The sequence below is a fragment of the Streptomyces sp. NPDC030799 genome (genome assembly GCF_055572255.1).
Genome location: NZ_JBVIDS010000002.1, coordinates 263203 through 277773 on the forward strand (window position 1 = coordinate 263203; position 14571 = coordinate 277773).

Genomic DNA, 14571 nt, shown 5'->3' on the forward strand with positions numbered 1-14571 from the left:
GTCACGCGGCGACCGGCTGTTCCTTCTCCAGCAGCCGCCTGATGTCCCGGACGGCCGCGCGGCCCGCACGGTTGGCGCCGATGGTGCTGGCCGAGGGGCCGTAGCCGACGAGGTGGACACGCGGATCGGCCACCGCCCGGGTGCCCACGATCCGGATCCCGCCGCCAGGCTCGCGCAGCCGCAGCGGACGCAGATGGTCGAGCGCGGCCCGGAACCCGGTCGCCCAGAGGATCACATCGGCGTCGATGCTCCGTCCATCGTTCCACGCCACGCCGTCCGGGGTGATCCGGTCGAACATCGGCTGCCGGTCCAGGACCCCGTCGGCGAGCCCCTGCCGAACGGCGTCGTTGAGGGGTAGCCCGGTGACCGAGACCACACTGCGCGGCGGCAGTCCCTGGCGCACCCGTTCCTCCACCAGTGCGACGGCGGCCCGGCCCGTCTCCTCGTCGAAGGGCCCCTCGCTGAACACCGGAGGCCGCCGGGTGACCCAGGTGGTCGCGGCCGCGTACGGGGCCAGCTCCAGCAGGTGCTGGGTGCCTGAGGCGCCGCCGCCGACGACCACGACCCGCTGTCCGGTGAACTCCTCGGGTCCGGCGTACTGCGCGGTGTGCAACTGCCGCCCGCGGAAGGTTTCCTGGCCGGGACAGCGCGGCCAGAACGGCCGGTCCCAGGTGCCGGTCGCGTTGATCAGGGCGCGCGTCGACCAGCTGCCGTCCGAGGTCTCCACGAGCAGCCGCCCGCCGTCTCCCTCCCGGACGGACTGCACATTGACGGGCCGTCGCACGCGCAGGCCGAAGGTGCGCTCGTACCGGTCGAAGTACGCACCGATCACCTCCGCCGAGGGGCGCGCGGGGTCGGCGTCCGTCAGCTCCATGCCGGGCAGGGCGTGCATCCCGTGCACCTTGCCGTACGTCAGTGACGGCCACCGGAACTGCCAGGCGCCGCCCGGCGCGGGGGAGTGGTCGAGGACCACGAAGTCGCGCTCCGGCTCGAAGCCGGTGCGCCGCAGGTGATAGGCGCTGGACAGCCCGGCCTGGCCGGCGCCGATGACGACAACCTCGACCTCACGCAGTTCGTTCACGCTTCTACTAACAGGGGTCTCGGTGCGGATCTTCCCGGGAGCCGGTTGTGGGTTTTCATCTCGTATGTCCTTTTCTCGCAGAGCATGGCCCATGTTCGGCCCAAAGGACAACGGGATGCATGTCGCGCGTCGTCTGGTCCTCGCCCATGCGGGATCATGTGATCATGTGATTACGAGTCGCGACTCGAGTTGACGCGCCTGCTCTACGCTGACTTCGACCGGAGCGTAACGGGCATCTGGGCCCAGCCGTTCCTGCTCACCGCCAAGGTGGATGTGCAAGAAGACGTCATGTCCCGGACTTTCTTGTTCGGCGGGACGGGCATGTGCCGCTGGTCGTCGATGTCAAACCATTTCACCTACAGGTCGGCCGCGGTCGGCCCGGGCCTTCGCCGCTCTCTGGCTCGCGGGCCCGGCTGTCGTTCTGGACGCAACCGCAGCGATGTGGTGGATGCCGCGTTCATCGGCACGCGTCCTCACGGACCCAGCGAGCGAGCCTGGGTGCCGCCCCGTGCCGGCTGCCCGCCTCCAGGTGCTCCGCGCTGCGCATCCGCCCTGCCACGCCACGAAGATGAAGGCGACACGCGGCAGTTCGCCCGAGTAGGCAGCCGCGAGCGACTCGGGGCAGGTCGGCGTCGCCCATACGGGTGATGCGCACACTGGCCGGATGGAGCCCTGCCCCGGTCGCCGCACAGCCACCGATCACTGTGCGTAGCGCCATCGGCGTGGGTGTGTGCTGGACATCGGTCGGGGCTGCGGAGTGGCACCGGCTTCGATGCACGGGGGCAGGGGAGCGGGGCCGGTGGCGAGAGCGCGTGCGTCGCCTGGTGCATTTCGGTCACCCCTGTTCCACCCCTTGCCACAGCGGAAGCGAGTCGGTCCCGGATCCGCGCATGCTTGATCATGGCGAGGTCGTAACGCCGCAAGGGCGTACCACCTGCGGCACCCACAGCGCGTGCCCGGCACCGAGCTGCCCGTACAGGACAAAGTGGCGCATATGCCTGATGATCGTCTTATGCCCAGGAGTTCCCGAAAGCGTGGTTCAAGGACCGATCCGGATCGCTCCGCGCACCGTGTCTCTGATAGAGGGACCCTCTCGACCGCAGATGAGGAACTGCTGCGCACTCTGTACGCAGAGCACGCAGGAGCCCTGTTTCACTACGTGCTGCGACTGACCTCGGGAGACTGGCAATGGGCAGAGGACGTGGTACAGGAGACGCTGCTGCGAGCGTGGCAGCATCCCGCCGCATTCGACCCCGCCCGCGGCCCGGCCCGGGCATGGCTGTATACGGTCGCTCGACACCTGGTCATCGACGCCCACCGGGCCCGGCAGTCCAGGCCGGCCGAGGCCGGCGGCGATGTGCTGGAGCGAGCCGCCGAGCAGAGGCCGGGCAAGGACGAGATCGAGCAGGCACTGCAGAGCTGGGCGGTTGCCGAAGCCGTCCGGTCACTGTCCCCGGACCACCGCGCCGTCCTGCTGGAGACCTACTACCGGGGCCGGACCATGGCGGAGGCCGCACAGGTGCTGGGCATCCCGCTGGGCACAGTGAAGTCGCGGACGTACTACGCCCTGCACGCCCTGCGGCTGGCGCTGCAGGAACGGGGGATCGAGCCATGACCGTGGCGGGCAGGAGGCGGCGACCATGAGTGCGGAGCACGACGCCCTCCGGCTGATGCTGGGAGGTTACGTCTTGGGTACGCTGCCCTCGTCGGAAATGGACCAGGTGCGCATCCACCTCGCGGCATGCACCGAATGCCGGGCCGAACACGCCCAGCTGGCGGGATTGCCTGCGCTGCTGGCGACGGTGACCGAAGCCGAAGCCTCGGGCCAGACGGTGCCGGCGGCCGAAACGGACCTGACCGACCGACTGATGGCACGGGCAGCCGAAAGCGCGCAGGGCTCCCCGCTGCCCGAACGGCCCGCCGCGCCCGCGGTGTCGAAGACCTCAGAGGGGGGTGTGCTGGAGAGGCTGCTCCAGCAGGCTGCGGCCAGGCGCCGCAGGTCTTGGCGTCTGCAACTGGCCGGCGCTGCAGCCTCGCTGACGTTCATCGCGGCAGCGGCCGGTGGCACATGGCTGGCGGCCATCGGATCCGTGGGCAGTCAGGCGAGGCCGCCCGGGCCGACCGCGCCGACCGTCTGGCGCACCTTCTCCGGGAGTGATCCCACCACCGGCGTCTCCGCCTCGGTGAAGGTCTCGCCCTCTGCCTGGGGCAGTGTCCTGCAGATCTCCGCAGGAGGGGCACCCGCCGGAATCACCTGTCGGCTGCAGGCGGTCGGGCCCGGCGGGGCCAGGACGGACGGCGCTACCTGGCGGGCAGGCGAGTACCCTCCCGGCACCACGATCCCAGGAGCGGTCGCCATGGCTCCGGGAGCCATCGAGCACTTCGAGATCCTCGCAGGCAACGGTCAGAAGCTGGTCACCATCCGAGCGTGAGGCCAGACCATGGCGGTCATGTCACTGGGCGGCCGGTCGCCCAGTGGCGTGACGGCAGCAGCGGGGCGTGAGGAACCGTGACACCGGCTGGACGGTCACGCTCGTGATCACCGTAGCCCCTCGATCCCGCCGGACCGCGTGGCTCCGGGATCGGCGGGACCGTCCGACAAGGGCTCGCGGCCGATGAATGTGGCGGCCTCGGAGGCCGGCACCGGCACCTGTACGGCCGAGGGGCTGAGCGGCAGCCGGCGCGCGGAGGCGGCTGATGGTCGAGTCGGCCGCCGCCAGCCGGGAACGATCACCCCCGCCAGGTTGATCAAGGCGAAGGCCATCCGGGTACGCGACCGGCTGGGGCTCTGGCCTGCTTCCGTCACGCGACCTCCGCAGGGGCCGGTCGGCCATCCCGCCCCGCGGGTGCCGGCCACGTACACGGGCGACCACGGCTGTGCGAATGGGGTGCGGCGGCATACATCTCCGCTTCCGCCGGAGGAGGCGAAGACCGACACCCTGGCCCTTCCCGCGACGCGCCGACGGTTTCCGGGCCGTGGTCACTCTCGCCCCCGCTCCGTCGAACCGGCCCAGTCCGCAGCTGACTTCATGCATGAGCGGGCCGACGGGGTGCGCACCGACTCCTCTTTTTCCCGAAGTCCGTACAACCCGGAGAAGAGGATCCATCACGTCTGCACGCGGAGGACCGCGATCCAGCCGCAATGTAGGCAGGGAACAAAAAAGGCAATTAGCTCGAACCGTCCGGCATGTGTCGTCCGTGGAACTGATTGAGCGCGCCCACGCAGGATCAGGATCCGGCCTGCCGACCACCCCCGAATTGCTTGTGGTCACCCCGTTCCGGTCTCCGCACATCGACAGAAGAGCCAGAAGACCATGTTCGTGACCGACTCCCCCAGCCCGACTTCACTGCTCGGCCGGCCCTGCCGCCGCCATGCACTGCTCACCCTGCCGGCGCAGGAGGCGCACGTCTCCGCCGCTCGTCACTTCGCAGCCGATTTGCTGGAGACCTGGAGTGTGCCCGCGGGTGAGCGGGACTCCGCCGTTCTCATCGTCGACGAACTCGCCGCCAACGCTGCCCAGTACGGCCATGAGCGCATGACCCTGCTGCTCGCCCTCGACCACGAAACTCTGCACATCGTGGTCACCGACTCCGGCGCCGCCGTGGAGCGTCATCGCCCCGGCATCGCCTCCGACGAACACGGCCGTGGCACCGGCATCGTCCAGTCCCTTGCCCAGTCGACCGAGATTCGCCAGACACGCAGCGGCCGCGAAGTCCGCGCCTGCCTGAGGTGCTCGCCATGACCGGGCCGGACGCTCCGCACGAGCTGCGACCTGCCGGGGCCGGCACTGCAGCACAGCGACGGGCCACCGGGGGCGGCCGCGGCGAAGGGCCACCCGACACCCTCGCCGAGTGGTCCTTCGCGACCCACAAGCCGTGTCCCATCGACGGCTGCCCGGGCCCGGCCCAGGTGCCCATGCGGTCCGCGGCCCGCCCATCGGCACTCGATCGTGGCGGCACCCACCACGACACGGTGCTGTGTCAACGCTGCGGCGCCGGCGCCTGCGTACCGGCGGAGGTGTGAGCGTGGACGTCACCCCGAACAGCGGCAAGGGCATCGACGCCCCGCCCCCGCACGAGGCATGTACGCATGCGCCAGATCTGCGCCGCGAGATGCACCAAGTGCTGGCCCCCGGAGCCGAACGCGCCTGGCCGCTACGCCGGAAGGCCCTCATGGACCGGAGGGCCCTGGACTACCCCGGCCCCGTCGCAGCTGCCGCGGAACCCGCTGGGCAACTCGTCCTCCACGACCGCCGCCATCTCGACCTGGCTGCCGGCCCGTACCACCCCGACACCATCACGCTCGCGTGGCCGACCCAGATGAGCCACGCGCATGACCGCCAGTTGTCACAGCCCGCCACCAGCGACAAGGAGCCACAGAACATGGGTGGAAAGCAGAAGACACTCGCCATACTTGCCGGAGCCGCGCTGGCAGCCGGACTCGCCGGCCCGGCCTTCGGGTCCACCACCGCTCACTCGCCGGCCCTGCGCACTGCCGCGACGGGGGCAGGGATGTCGGTCGTGGAGTGGAACCGCGAGCTCGTCACCATCCTCAGCAATCCGAAGGCGCAGCCGTCCACCGTCCAACCCACGCGCAGCTTCGCGCTTCTGCAGGCTGCCGAGTACGACGCGGTGGTATCGATCACCCGGGCCGGCCCCGCCTATGTGTTCTCGGTGACGGCGCCCAGAGGCGCTCGTGCGGACGCCGCAGCGGACCAGGCGGCCCACGATGTGCTGGTCGCCCTTTACCCGGCCAGGCGCGCAGGCTTGAACCAGCGGCTGAGCAGCCAATTGTCCGCGATTTCCGACGGCCCGGGCAAGCAGGCGGGCATTGGTGTGGGAGCGGAGGTCGCCCGCCGGCTGATCGCCCTGCGGTCCAACGACGGATCCTCAGCCAAGCCGCCGCGGTTCCGCCCCGGCGACAAGGCCGGGGACTACCGGCCCACCCCTCCCAATTTCCCGACACCGGTGTTCACCGACTGGGGCTCGGTCAAGCCGTTCGTACTGGCCCACGGACGGCAGTTCCGCCCGGCACCGCCGCCGGCCGTGAGCAGCGCCGCGTACGCCACCTCCTTGAACGAGGTCAAGAGCCTGGGGAGCAAGACCAGCACCACCCGCACTCCCGATCAGACGGCAGCCGCGAAGTTCTGGGCGGCAGCACCCGTATGGAACGTCTGGAACCAGATCACGCAGAACCTCGTCACCTCCCAGAACGCGAACCTGGAGAAGGCGGTGAAGGTCTTCGCCCGGCTCGACCTGTCCCTCGCCGACACCGCGATCGCGATGTACGACGCCAAGTACGCCTACCGCGTATGGCGGCCAGTGACGGCCATCCGGCTCGGCGGTACGCACTACAACCCGAGCATCGTCGGGGATCCCAGCTGGACCCCTCTGCTGCCGACCGCACCGGATCCGTCCTATCCGGGCGCTCACGGCGCTCTCAGCCAGGCTGCGGCAACGACGCTCGCCGGACTCTACGGGGCGCGGCATCATTTTGCGGTGACCTCGAAGGGCGTCACTCGAACCTTCACCGGCTTCCAGGACGCCGCCACCGAAGCGTGGCTCAGCCGGATCTGGTCCGGCCAGCACACCTCCCTCGACAATCACGCGGGCCAGCAACTCGGCACCCAGGTGGCCGACTTCGTGGCAGGTCGGCTCTGACCGCGCCGCCACGCTACAACCATGCACATGGTTGGGCCGAGAAGCCAGTGGTCCCGGCGCATCGGGTACCACTGGCTCGGGCCACGCTCCGAGGGCGGCCATCCTGCGCGCCGAGGCCCTTTTTCAAAGGTCCTGACATCCATGCCGGGGATCGGCGTAAGGTCCGGAGCCGTTCTTCCTCTCCGCGTTCGCGTCGCTGGCCGACCCGGCCTCTAGGACCTACTACGACGAGTCGCTCCTGCCCCTGGAGCTCCCGCAGATCTACATCGAAGTCGAACGCCTCCACCGCATGGAAACGGAAGATCGCCAGCACCTCGGTTGACAGCCAGACACGCAGCTCAGGGCACTCGGCGTCGGCCGGGTGGGAGAGCACTGCATCCGCCCTGGGCACCGGCAGCAAGTGGTCAGCGGCCGCGGCGACACGCGGCGGAGCCCATCCGCGGCAGTTCGATGTGAGCGTGCGTGGTGAGCAGGGCCGTACGCAACATGCGGCCGTACGTAGCCAGACGGCCGCTCCATGGTCCATGGTCTCTCGCCCCATGGACCGCTCGTCTCTGTAATCGCCCGCGCCGCAGAGTATGAAGCGCGGCGTATGGGTCAGGATGGGGGCATGTCAGATGCCTTCACCACCCGAATGCTGGACGTCTCCACCGGCTCCCGGGAACGCGTCGTCGACCTCACCGCAGACTGCGAGGACTTCCTGCGGGAGGCGGCGGCCGGCCGCGACGGCCTGCTCAACATCTTCGTCCCGCACGCCACCGCCGGAATCGCCGTCATCGAGACCGGTGCCGGGAGTGACGACGACCTCCTCGCCGCCCTGCACACCCTGCTCCCCGCCGACGACCGCTGGCAGCACCGCCACGGCAGCCCCGGCCACGGCCGCGACCACGTCCTCCCGGCCATCGTCCCGCCCCACGCGACCCTCCCGGTCATCGCCGGCCGCCTGGAACTGGGCACCTGGCAGTCGGTGTGCCTGGTGGACACCAACCGCGACAACCCCGAACGCAAGGTGCGACTCAGCTTCCTCGGCTGACCCCGGCGGCGCCGACACCGGCCCGCTCCTGAGTCGGGGACGCTCGCCGCGCAGGGGGCCACGGCCCTGGTCGGAGTGGTGGTCGCGGACGCCTGAGTGCAGATGAAGCATGTCCGGCGGCGGGGCGCCCGGTGGCTCTCGCGGTGTGGAGCGGGCGACGAACTCGACACCACGCGCGAGGAGTTGGAGGCCGCCCGGAGCGACGGCGCCGGGGAAGAGGGCGCGGCTCCAGGTCCGGTCGCTGATCCCGAGCGGCCCCGGCAGCACGGTCGTCGTCACCAGCCACAGCAAACGCGGCGAACTCGTGGCAGTGGGCGGCGCCGCGGCCGGCCGCGCCCAAGGGAAGATCAGTCGCGCCCGGCGGCGCGCTCCTGCTTCATCTGCTTGATCCGTGCGGCCTCCTTGCGGACGTCGGCCTGCGTGGCGCGCTCCTTCTCCAGCCACTCGGGCCGCTCCTGCTTGAGCGCCTCGATCTGCTCGGTGGTCAGCGGCTCGGTGACCCCGCCGCGCGCGAGGCCGGCGATGGACACCCCGAGCTTCGCGGCGACCACCGGACGCGGGTGGGGGCCGTTGCGTCGCAGCTCGCTCAGCCACTCCGGCGGGTTCGCCTGCAGCTCGTTCAGCTCGGCGCGCGAGATGACGCCCTCCTGGAACGAGGCGGGGGTGGCGGGGAGGTACACACCCAGCTTCTTCGCCGCGGTCGCGGGCTTCATCGTCTGGGTGCTCTGCTGCGAACTCATGAGGTCAAGGGTATCGGCCGCGTGCAGGGGGCCCGACCACGGCCGGTGCCGGTGAGCCGGCCACGGCCGGTAACCTGGCCTGGTGACAGGCTCGGAGGAATCACCGTCGTTCCGGCTCGCGTACGTTCCCGGAGTGACGCCCGCCAAATGGGCGAGGATCTGGGGCGAGCGCCTGCCGGACATCCCGCTCACCCTCGTCCAGGTACCGGCCGCCGAGGCGCCCGAGGTGCTGCGTGCGGGGGAGGCCGACGCGGGTTTCGTACGGCTCCCTGTGGACCGTACGTTCTTCAGCGCGATCCCGCTCTACACCGAGACCACAGTGGTCGTCGTCCCCAAGGACCACCTGATCACGGCTGTGGACGAGGTGACTCTCGCCGACCTCGCCGAGGAAGTGCTCTTCCACCCCCTTGACGACGTCTTCGAGTGGGACGGCGACGGCCCGCCCGGGGAGCCCGCCTTCGAGCGTCCCGCGACGACCGAGGATGCGATCGAGCTGGTGGCCGCCAACGTCGGCCTCCTGGTCGTGCCGCAGTCCCTCGCCCGGCTGTACCACCGCAAGGACCTCACCTACCGCCCTGTCACCGACGCCCCCCAGTCGAGCGTCGCCCTCTCCTGGCCCGAGGAGGCCACCACCGAGCTGGTGGAGGACCTCATCGGCATCGTCCGCGGCCGCACCGTCAACAGCACCCGGGGCCGTACGAAGCCCAACCCTCCGGCCTCCGCGCCGGCCGAGCAGCAGCGGAAGCGTGCCGAACCGGGTGGCACCCGGCAGAAGCCTGCGGCAAAGTCCACGGGGCGCACGCCACGCGCGCGGGGGGCGGGAACCAAGCAGACCCCCAAGCGGGGCAAGCCGCGCCGGAGGTCGTGAGACCCGGAGCGGCACCGCGACGGAACGCGGGCCGGCGCACGAACCCGCCCTGCGGAATCGAGCCACGGCCGCGACGCGACCGGACCGCCGCCGTACGGCCCCGCGTCGCGGCGCCCCGCCTACGCCTCCTGCCGCGCGGTCTGCCTCGGCTGGTCGGGCTGGGTCCTGCGTTCCCGCAGGTCGGCGAAGGCCAGGCAGAGGGCCAGCAGGATGATGCCTACGCAGGTGAGCAGGCCGTACTGGAGTGCGGCGGCCGGGTCGCCGTGGTTGGCCAGGTGGGCGAAGAACACCGAACCCACCGCCGCGACACCGGCAGCCGAGCCGATGCGCTGCCCGGTCTGCAGCACCCCGCCCGCCGCTCCGGCCCGCCGCACGGGCACGAGGGTCAGGGTGAGCGTGGTGTTGGGGGAGGTGGTCAGACCCGAGCCGAGCCCGGCGAGCAGCATGGGGAGGGCTGCCGCCCAGGCCACGCCCCGGCCGGGTACCCAGTGCACGGCCGCGATGACGCCGAGGATCCCCACCGTCACCGTGCACAGCCCGGTGACGACCAGCTTGCGTCCGAAGCGTGTGACCAGGCGGCCGCCGACCGCGGCACCCACCGCCGTCCCCGTCGCGAAGGGCATCGACGACAGGGCCGCCGCCAGCGCGCTGTAGCCCATCCCGTTCTGCAGGAAGATCGTGTAGACGAAGAACAGCGTCGTGAAGCCGCCGAAGTACACCAGGCTCAGCAGTGCGCCGAGCGAGAAGGAGCGCAGTGCGAAGAGCCGTAGATCGACCAGGGGGGCCCGGCCGTGCCGCTGCTGGCGCCGTTCCCATGTCCAGAATGCGGCCAGCAGCCCGGCGCCGGCCGGAAGCAGGGCCCACTTCAGCCGCCCGTGCCACTGCTGCTCCTGCACCAGGGGCAGCATCAGGGCGAGCACACCCGAGCCGAGCAGCAGGACACCCGGCACGTCGAAGCACTCGCGCTTGCCCGGTGAGCCGGGGGAGCGGGGCAGCAGCCGCAGCGCCGCGCAGAAGACGACGACGCCGATGGGCAGGTTGACGTAGAACACCGAGCGCCAGCCGTCGTCCCCGCTGGCAGCGTGGATCAGCAGACCGCCCGCCAATGGGCCGACCGCCGTGGAGACGCCGATGGTGGCGCCCATCATGCCGAAGGCGCGGGCCCGTTCAGCACCCTGGAACATCAGCTGGATCAGCGCCGTGGTCTGCGGCGCGAGCATGCCGGCCGATGCTCCCTGCACCAGCCGGAACAGCACCAGCCAGGCCGGGCTGGAGGAGAGCCCGCAGGCCGCCGAGGCGAGCGTGAACAGGGCGAGCCCGGCCAGAAAGGTCTCGCGCTGTCCGCGCAGGTCACCGAGCCGTCCCGCCGGGACCAGGACCAGACCGAAGGTGAGCGCGTAACCGGACACGACCCAGGACAGGTCGGCCGGGGTGGCGGAGAGCCCGCGCTCGACCGAGGGGAGTGCCACGTTCACGATCGACGTGTCCAGCAAGGACATGAAGGCGGCGGTCAGGCAGACGGCGAGCGCTTTCCACCGTCGATCGCGCTGGGCCGGGTCGACCTGGTCTGTAGTCATACGATCACGCTATGCATCCGTGGCGTCCCCCGCACGGCGGGAAGAGCCGCCGAGCGCGCCGCTCCGCCCGGCCGCGCCCGCACTCGCGCGAGATCGAAGACGACCCGAGAGGGCGCCGGGATCGCGCAACCGAGCGTGCCAAGGGTCAGGCGCGGACCGCCCGGCCCACCGACTCCACCAGGGGCAGCAACCGGTGCGGGACGCGCTCGCGCAGCGCCACCTCCGTGCGGGTGCGCACGACGCCCGGCAGGCTGATCAGCTTCTGGATGACGTCCTCCAGATGGGCGTTGTCCCGGCCCACCACCCGGGCGAGCAGATCCCCGCCACCCGTGATCGAGAACGCCTCCACGATCTCCGGCACGGCGGCCAGCGCGTCCCCCACGTCGTCCAGATGGCCCTGGGTGACCTCGATGTGCACGAACGCCAGCACCGGATGACCCAGGGCGGCGGGGGAGAGGGAGGGCCCGGTGCCGGTGATCACACCGTCCCGTTCCAAACGGTCCAGGCGTGCCTGGAGCGTGCCACGGGCGACGCCGAGGATACGGGCGTACTCGCGCACGCTGGTGCGCGGCTGCTCCAGAAGCAGCCGCAGGATGCGGGTGTCGAGTTCGTCCACGGCCATGATGGACGACTGTACCAATGGCTCAGCATGCGTGCTGCCCTGTGTGCCGCCCGACCTGGTCCGTTGGCATTCCGGTCGGCACGACCGCCTGCCGGGAGTTGTACCAATGGCTCAGCGATTCGGATCACACTTGAGCCAGTGACCCGGGGGATGCTCTCATGGATCCGTCGATGGCGCTGCGGACCTCCGCGGCGCCTTTTCTGTGCCGGTGTTCCATGGGGAGGGCAGCAGTGGTGAAGAGGATGTTCGTGGCTCCGGACCCGGGGCGGGCGCGGTTGCGCTTCGCCGCGCGGGCCGTCCTCGGCATCGGCCTCGCGGTCGTCGTCTGCCTCCTCGCCGGGTACTCCCTCGCGGGTGCGGTCACCGGCGGCCTCGCCGCACTGCTCGCCCTGTTCACCGTCGCCGACCCGACCGTGCGCGGACAGGTGGTCACCACCGCGCTGCTGCCCGCCGTGGGCGTGCCGGTGCTCGCCGTCGCGGCCGAGCTGCACGACGTACCCGTCGCGCGCGACCTGGCCTTCCTGGCCGTCGTCGGTGCCGGGGTGTACGCGCGCCGCTGGGGACCGCGCGGGCACAGCCTCGGCGTGTTCGCCTTCATGACGTTCTTCGTGGCGCAGTTCCTGCACACCGCCCCGGCACAGCTGCCCGAGCTGTACGCCGCCGTCCTGCTGTCCGTGCTCAGTGCGGCCGTGGTGCGCTTCGGCGTGTGGTGCTACGAGCGCCGGCTGCCCCCGGCCGCCGTACCTGCCCCGCCCGCCTGGCGCGGGCTGGCCCGGGTGACCACCCGGCAGGCCGTCCAGGCGACGGCGGGCGCGGGCTTCGCGCTGGTCGTGGGCCAGCTGCTGTCCGGACAGCGCTGGTACTGGGCCGTCGGCGCCACCTGGTGGATCTTCGTCAACACCGCATCGCGCGGCGAGACGCTGGTACGCGGCTTCCGCCGGGTCCTCGGCACGGTCATCGGCATCTGCCTGGGCTTCCTCGTCGCCGTCCCCGTGGACGGCGCGCCGGTCCCGACGGCCGTCCTCGTCGCCGTCGCGGTCTTCGGCATCTTCTACACGGCCGCCGTCTCCTACACCTGGATGATGCTCTGGGTGACGCTGCTCGCCGAGCTGCTCTACGGCCTCCTCGGCGTCCTCGAACCCGGCCTGCTCGCGCTGCGCCTGGCCGAGACCGGCGTGGGCGCGCTGGGCGCCGCGCTCGCCGTGCTGTTCGTGCTGCCGGTCACCACCCATGCCGTCACGGACGCCTGGATCCAGCGTGCCCTGCGCTGCGTCCACGCCTGCACGGCCGAGGCCGCGGCACGCCTCGCCGGCTCCCCGACGGCGGACCCGGCGCCTCGCGTGGCCGAACTGGAGCAGCTGCTCGGCCGGGTCCGGCTCTCGGTGGCCCCGCTGGTGCACCCGCTGAACCCGATGCCGGCCCGCAAGCGGCGCGCCCGCAGGGTCCTCGCCCTTCTCGACGACTGTGCCCGCGAGGTCCATGGCCTGGTGGCGGTCGCCGCCGATCCCGAGGCCTCCCACGACGCCCGCCTGGCCGCGGCATGCTGGCGGGTGGAGGCCGCGGTCGAGGCGCTCACCGCGGGCCGTCCGGAGCCTGTCCATGGCCCCGCCGACCCGCCCTCCGAACCGGCCCTGGCCCACCTGCACGGCCTGGAACGCGCCCTCGCCGACCTGGCCGAACCCCTGAGGGCACCGTCGGGGTCGCGGTTGGTGGGGGCCTGAGCACATCCCCCAGTGACCGGCTCCGCTTCCCGGCAGTCGAATGCCCCAAGGTGACTGTGCGGAGCCGGCGCCGGAGGGCGCGTGCAAAACCTCCCTGCGTGCCCGCGCCTCTTGGTCTAGACCGGCCTGATCGGCTGCTACCGTCGGCCCCGGACGGGCTCGACCGAGGACCGAGAGGGGACAGCGGTGGCAGAGGACGGCAGGCCCGGCAGGCGCCGGGCTTTCATCGGCTCGTTCACGGCCGCGGGCGGCCCCGGCCTCGTGACCGCCGAGGTCGCGCCGGACGGCGGCGCCCTCGCCCTCGGCCCCGCCGTGAACGACGTACCCGACCCGTCCTACCTGGCCCTGGCGCCGGACGGGGAGACGCTCTACGCGGTCAGCGAGACGGCCGAGGGCGCCGTCGCCGCCTACCGCGTCGACGGCGGCCGGCCGGTACTCGCCGGGCCCCCCGTACCGGTCGACGGCAGCGGACCGGCCCACCTCGGCCTGTACGCCGGACACCTGCTCACCGCCAACTACGGCTCCGGCAGCGTCACCGCCGTACCCCTGCTCCCGGACGGCACGCTCGCCGCCAAGCCCTCCGGGCAGCTGCAGCACACCGGCTCCGGACCGCATGACCGGCGCCAGCGCGGCCCGCACGCCCACCAGGTGCAGGCCGACCCGAGCGGCCGGTGGGCCGTCAGCGTCGACCTCGGCACGGACTCGGTACGGGTCTGCACCCTCGCGGACGGTGCCCCCGCCCTGCACCGCGAGTTCGCCCTGCGCCCCGGCTCAGGCCCCCGTCATCTGGCCTTCCACCCGGACGGCGCGCACGCCTACGTCGTCAATGAACTCACCCCCACGGTGACCGTGTGCCGCTGGGACGCCGAGGCCGGCTCCCTCAAGCCGCTGACCGAGGTCCCCGTGCTGCCCGGTGCGCCCGCCGGCGACGCCTATCCGTCCGGCATCGTGGTCTCGCCCGACGGTCGCTTCGTGTGGACCGCGACCCGCGGCGAGGACGTCCTGTCGGTCCTCGCCACCGAGGGCGAGACACTCCGGCTGACCGGCACCGTGCCCTGCGGCGGGCACTGGCCACGCGCGCTCGCCGAGCACGGCGGCTTCCTCTACGCGGCCAATGAGCGCTCCGGCGAGGTCACATGGTTCGCCGTGGACAAGGCGACCGGTGTGCCCCGGTACGACGGTTCGGTGCCGGTTCCTGCGGCCTCCTGCATCGTCTTCGGCTGAGGCGAAGGGCCCGCTCCGGGGTGTGGAGCGGGCCCTTTGTCGTA

General features: G+C 71.6%; 13 protein-coding genes and 1 pseudogene. 8 read left to right on the top strand and 6 right to left on the bottom strand.

Annotated features, from left to right (window positions below):
- Position 1: 1 nt before the first annotated feature.
- On the bottom strand, positions 2-1081 hold the full coding sequence (locus tag ACZ41I_RS05095; RefSeq protein ID WP_468513181.1) for an NAD(P)-binding domain-containing protein: 1080 nt from the start codon (positions 1079-1081) through the stop codon (positions 2-4).
- Between the two features lie 1012 nt (positions 1082-2093).
- Between ACZ41I_RS05095 and ACZ41I_RS05100 the strand changes: the two genes are divergently transcribed.
- A complete protein-coding gene (locus tag ACZ41I_RS05100; RefSeq protein WP_468513428.1) occupies positions 2094-2696 on the top strand; it encodes a sigma-70 family RNA polymerase sigma factor in 603 nt (200 codons plus the stop codon).
- Between the two features lie 25 nt (positions 2697-2721).
- Positions 2722-3513 carry an anti-sigma factor gene (locus tag ACZ41I_RS05105; protein ID WP_468513182.1) on the top strand — a complete coding sequence of 264 codons (792 nt, stop codon included), beginning with the start codon at positions 2722-2724 and terminating at the stop codon, positions 3511-3513.
- 107 nt (positions 3514-3620) lie between these two features.
- Here ACZ41I_RS05105 and ACZ41I_RS05110 read toward each other — a convergent pair whose 3' ends face one another.
- Positions 3621-3887: a hypothetical protein gene (locus ACZ41I_RS05110; RefSeq protein WP_468317553.1), complete on the bottom strand. Its 267-nt coding sequence runs from the start codon at positions 3885-3887 to the stop codon at positions 3621-3623.
- 514 nt (positions 3888-4401) lie between these two features.
- Between ACZ41I_RS05110 and ACZ41I_RS05115 the strand changes: the two genes are divergently transcribed.
- Complete coding sequence (locus ACZ41I_RS05115) at positions 4402-4824, top strand: ATP-binding protein (RefSeq protein WP_399763076.1); 423 nt, start codon at positions 4402-4404, stop codon at positions 4822-4824.
- Between the two features lie 283 nt (positions 4825-5107).
- Positions 5108-6742, top strand: coding sequence for a vanadium-dependent haloperoxidase (locus ACZ41I_RS05120; protein WP_468513183.1), 1635 nt, complete (start codon positions 5108-5110; stop codon positions 6740-6742).
- Between the two features lie 193 nt (positions 6743-6935).
- Here ACZ41I_RS05120 and ACZ41I_RS05125 read toward each other — a convergent pair.
- Positions 6936-7139, bottom strand: a pseudogene (locus ACZ41I_RS05125) (hypothetical protein); the annotation flags it as partial.
- A 213-nt stretch (positions 7140-7352) separates the two neighbouring features.
- Between ACZ41I_RS05125 and ACZ41I_RS05130 the strand changes: the two are divergent.
- Entirely contained in the window at positions 7353-7775 is a 423-nt protein-coding gene (locus tag ACZ41I_RS05130) for a secondary thiamine-phosphate synthase enzyme YjbQ (RefSeq protein WP_363215367.1), read from the top strand.
- 347 nt (positions 7776-8122) lie between these two features.
- Here ACZ41I_RS05130 and ACZ41I_RS05135 read toward each other — a convergent pair whose 3' ends face one another.
- Entirely contained in the window at positions 8123-8515 is a 393-nt protein-coding gene (locus tag ACZ41I_RS05135; RefSeq protein ID WP_468513184.1) for a DUF5997 family protein, read from the bottom strand.
- A gap of 82 nt (positions 8516-8597) precedes the next feature.
- Between ACZ41I_RS05135 and ACZ41I_RS05140 the strand changes: the two genes are divergently transcribed.
- Positions 8598-9383, top strand: a complete 786-nt coding sequence (locus ACZ41I_RS05140) for a LysR family transcriptional regulator substrate-binding protein (RefSeq protein ID WP_468513185.1) — start codon at positions 8598-8600, stop codon at positions 9381-9383.
- 119 nt (positions 9384-9502) lie between these two features.
- On the opposite strand, the gene ACZ41I_RS05145 is transcribed toward ACZ41I_RS05140, so the two are convergent.
- Complete coding sequence (locus ACZ41I_RS05145; protein ID WP_399763072.1) at positions 9503-10960, bottom strand: MFS transporter; 1458 nt, start codon at positions 10958-10960, stop codon at positions 9503-9505.
- A 145-nt stretch (positions 10961-11105) separates the two neighbouring features.
- Positions 11106-11582 carry an Lrp/AsnC family transcriptional regulator gene (locus ACZ41I_RS05150; protein ID WP_363215371.1) on the bottom strand — a complete coding sequence of 159 codons (477 nt, stop codon included), beginning with the start codon at positions 11580-11582 and terminating at the stop codon, positions 11106-11108.
- Positions 11583-11812: 230 nt separating this feature from the next.
- Between ACZ41I_RS05150 and ACZ41I_RS05155 the strand changes: the two genes are divergently transcribed.
- Both ACZ41I_RS05155 and ACZ41I_RS05160 read left to right on the top strand, forming a co-directional pair.
- On the top strand, positions 11813-13303 hold the full coding sequence (locus ACZ41I_RS05155; RefSeq protein ID WP_468513186.1) for an FUSC family protein: 1491 nt from the start codon (positions 11813-11815) through the stop codon (positions 13301-13303).
- Between the two features lie 186 nt (positions 13304-13489).
- On the top strand, positions 13490-14527 hold the full coding sequence (locus ACZ41I_RS05160) for a lactonase family protein (protein ID WP_468513187.1): 1038 nt from the start codon (positions 13490-13492) through the stop codon (positions 14525-14527).
- The last annotated feature ends 44 nt before the right edge of the window (positions 14528-14571 follow it).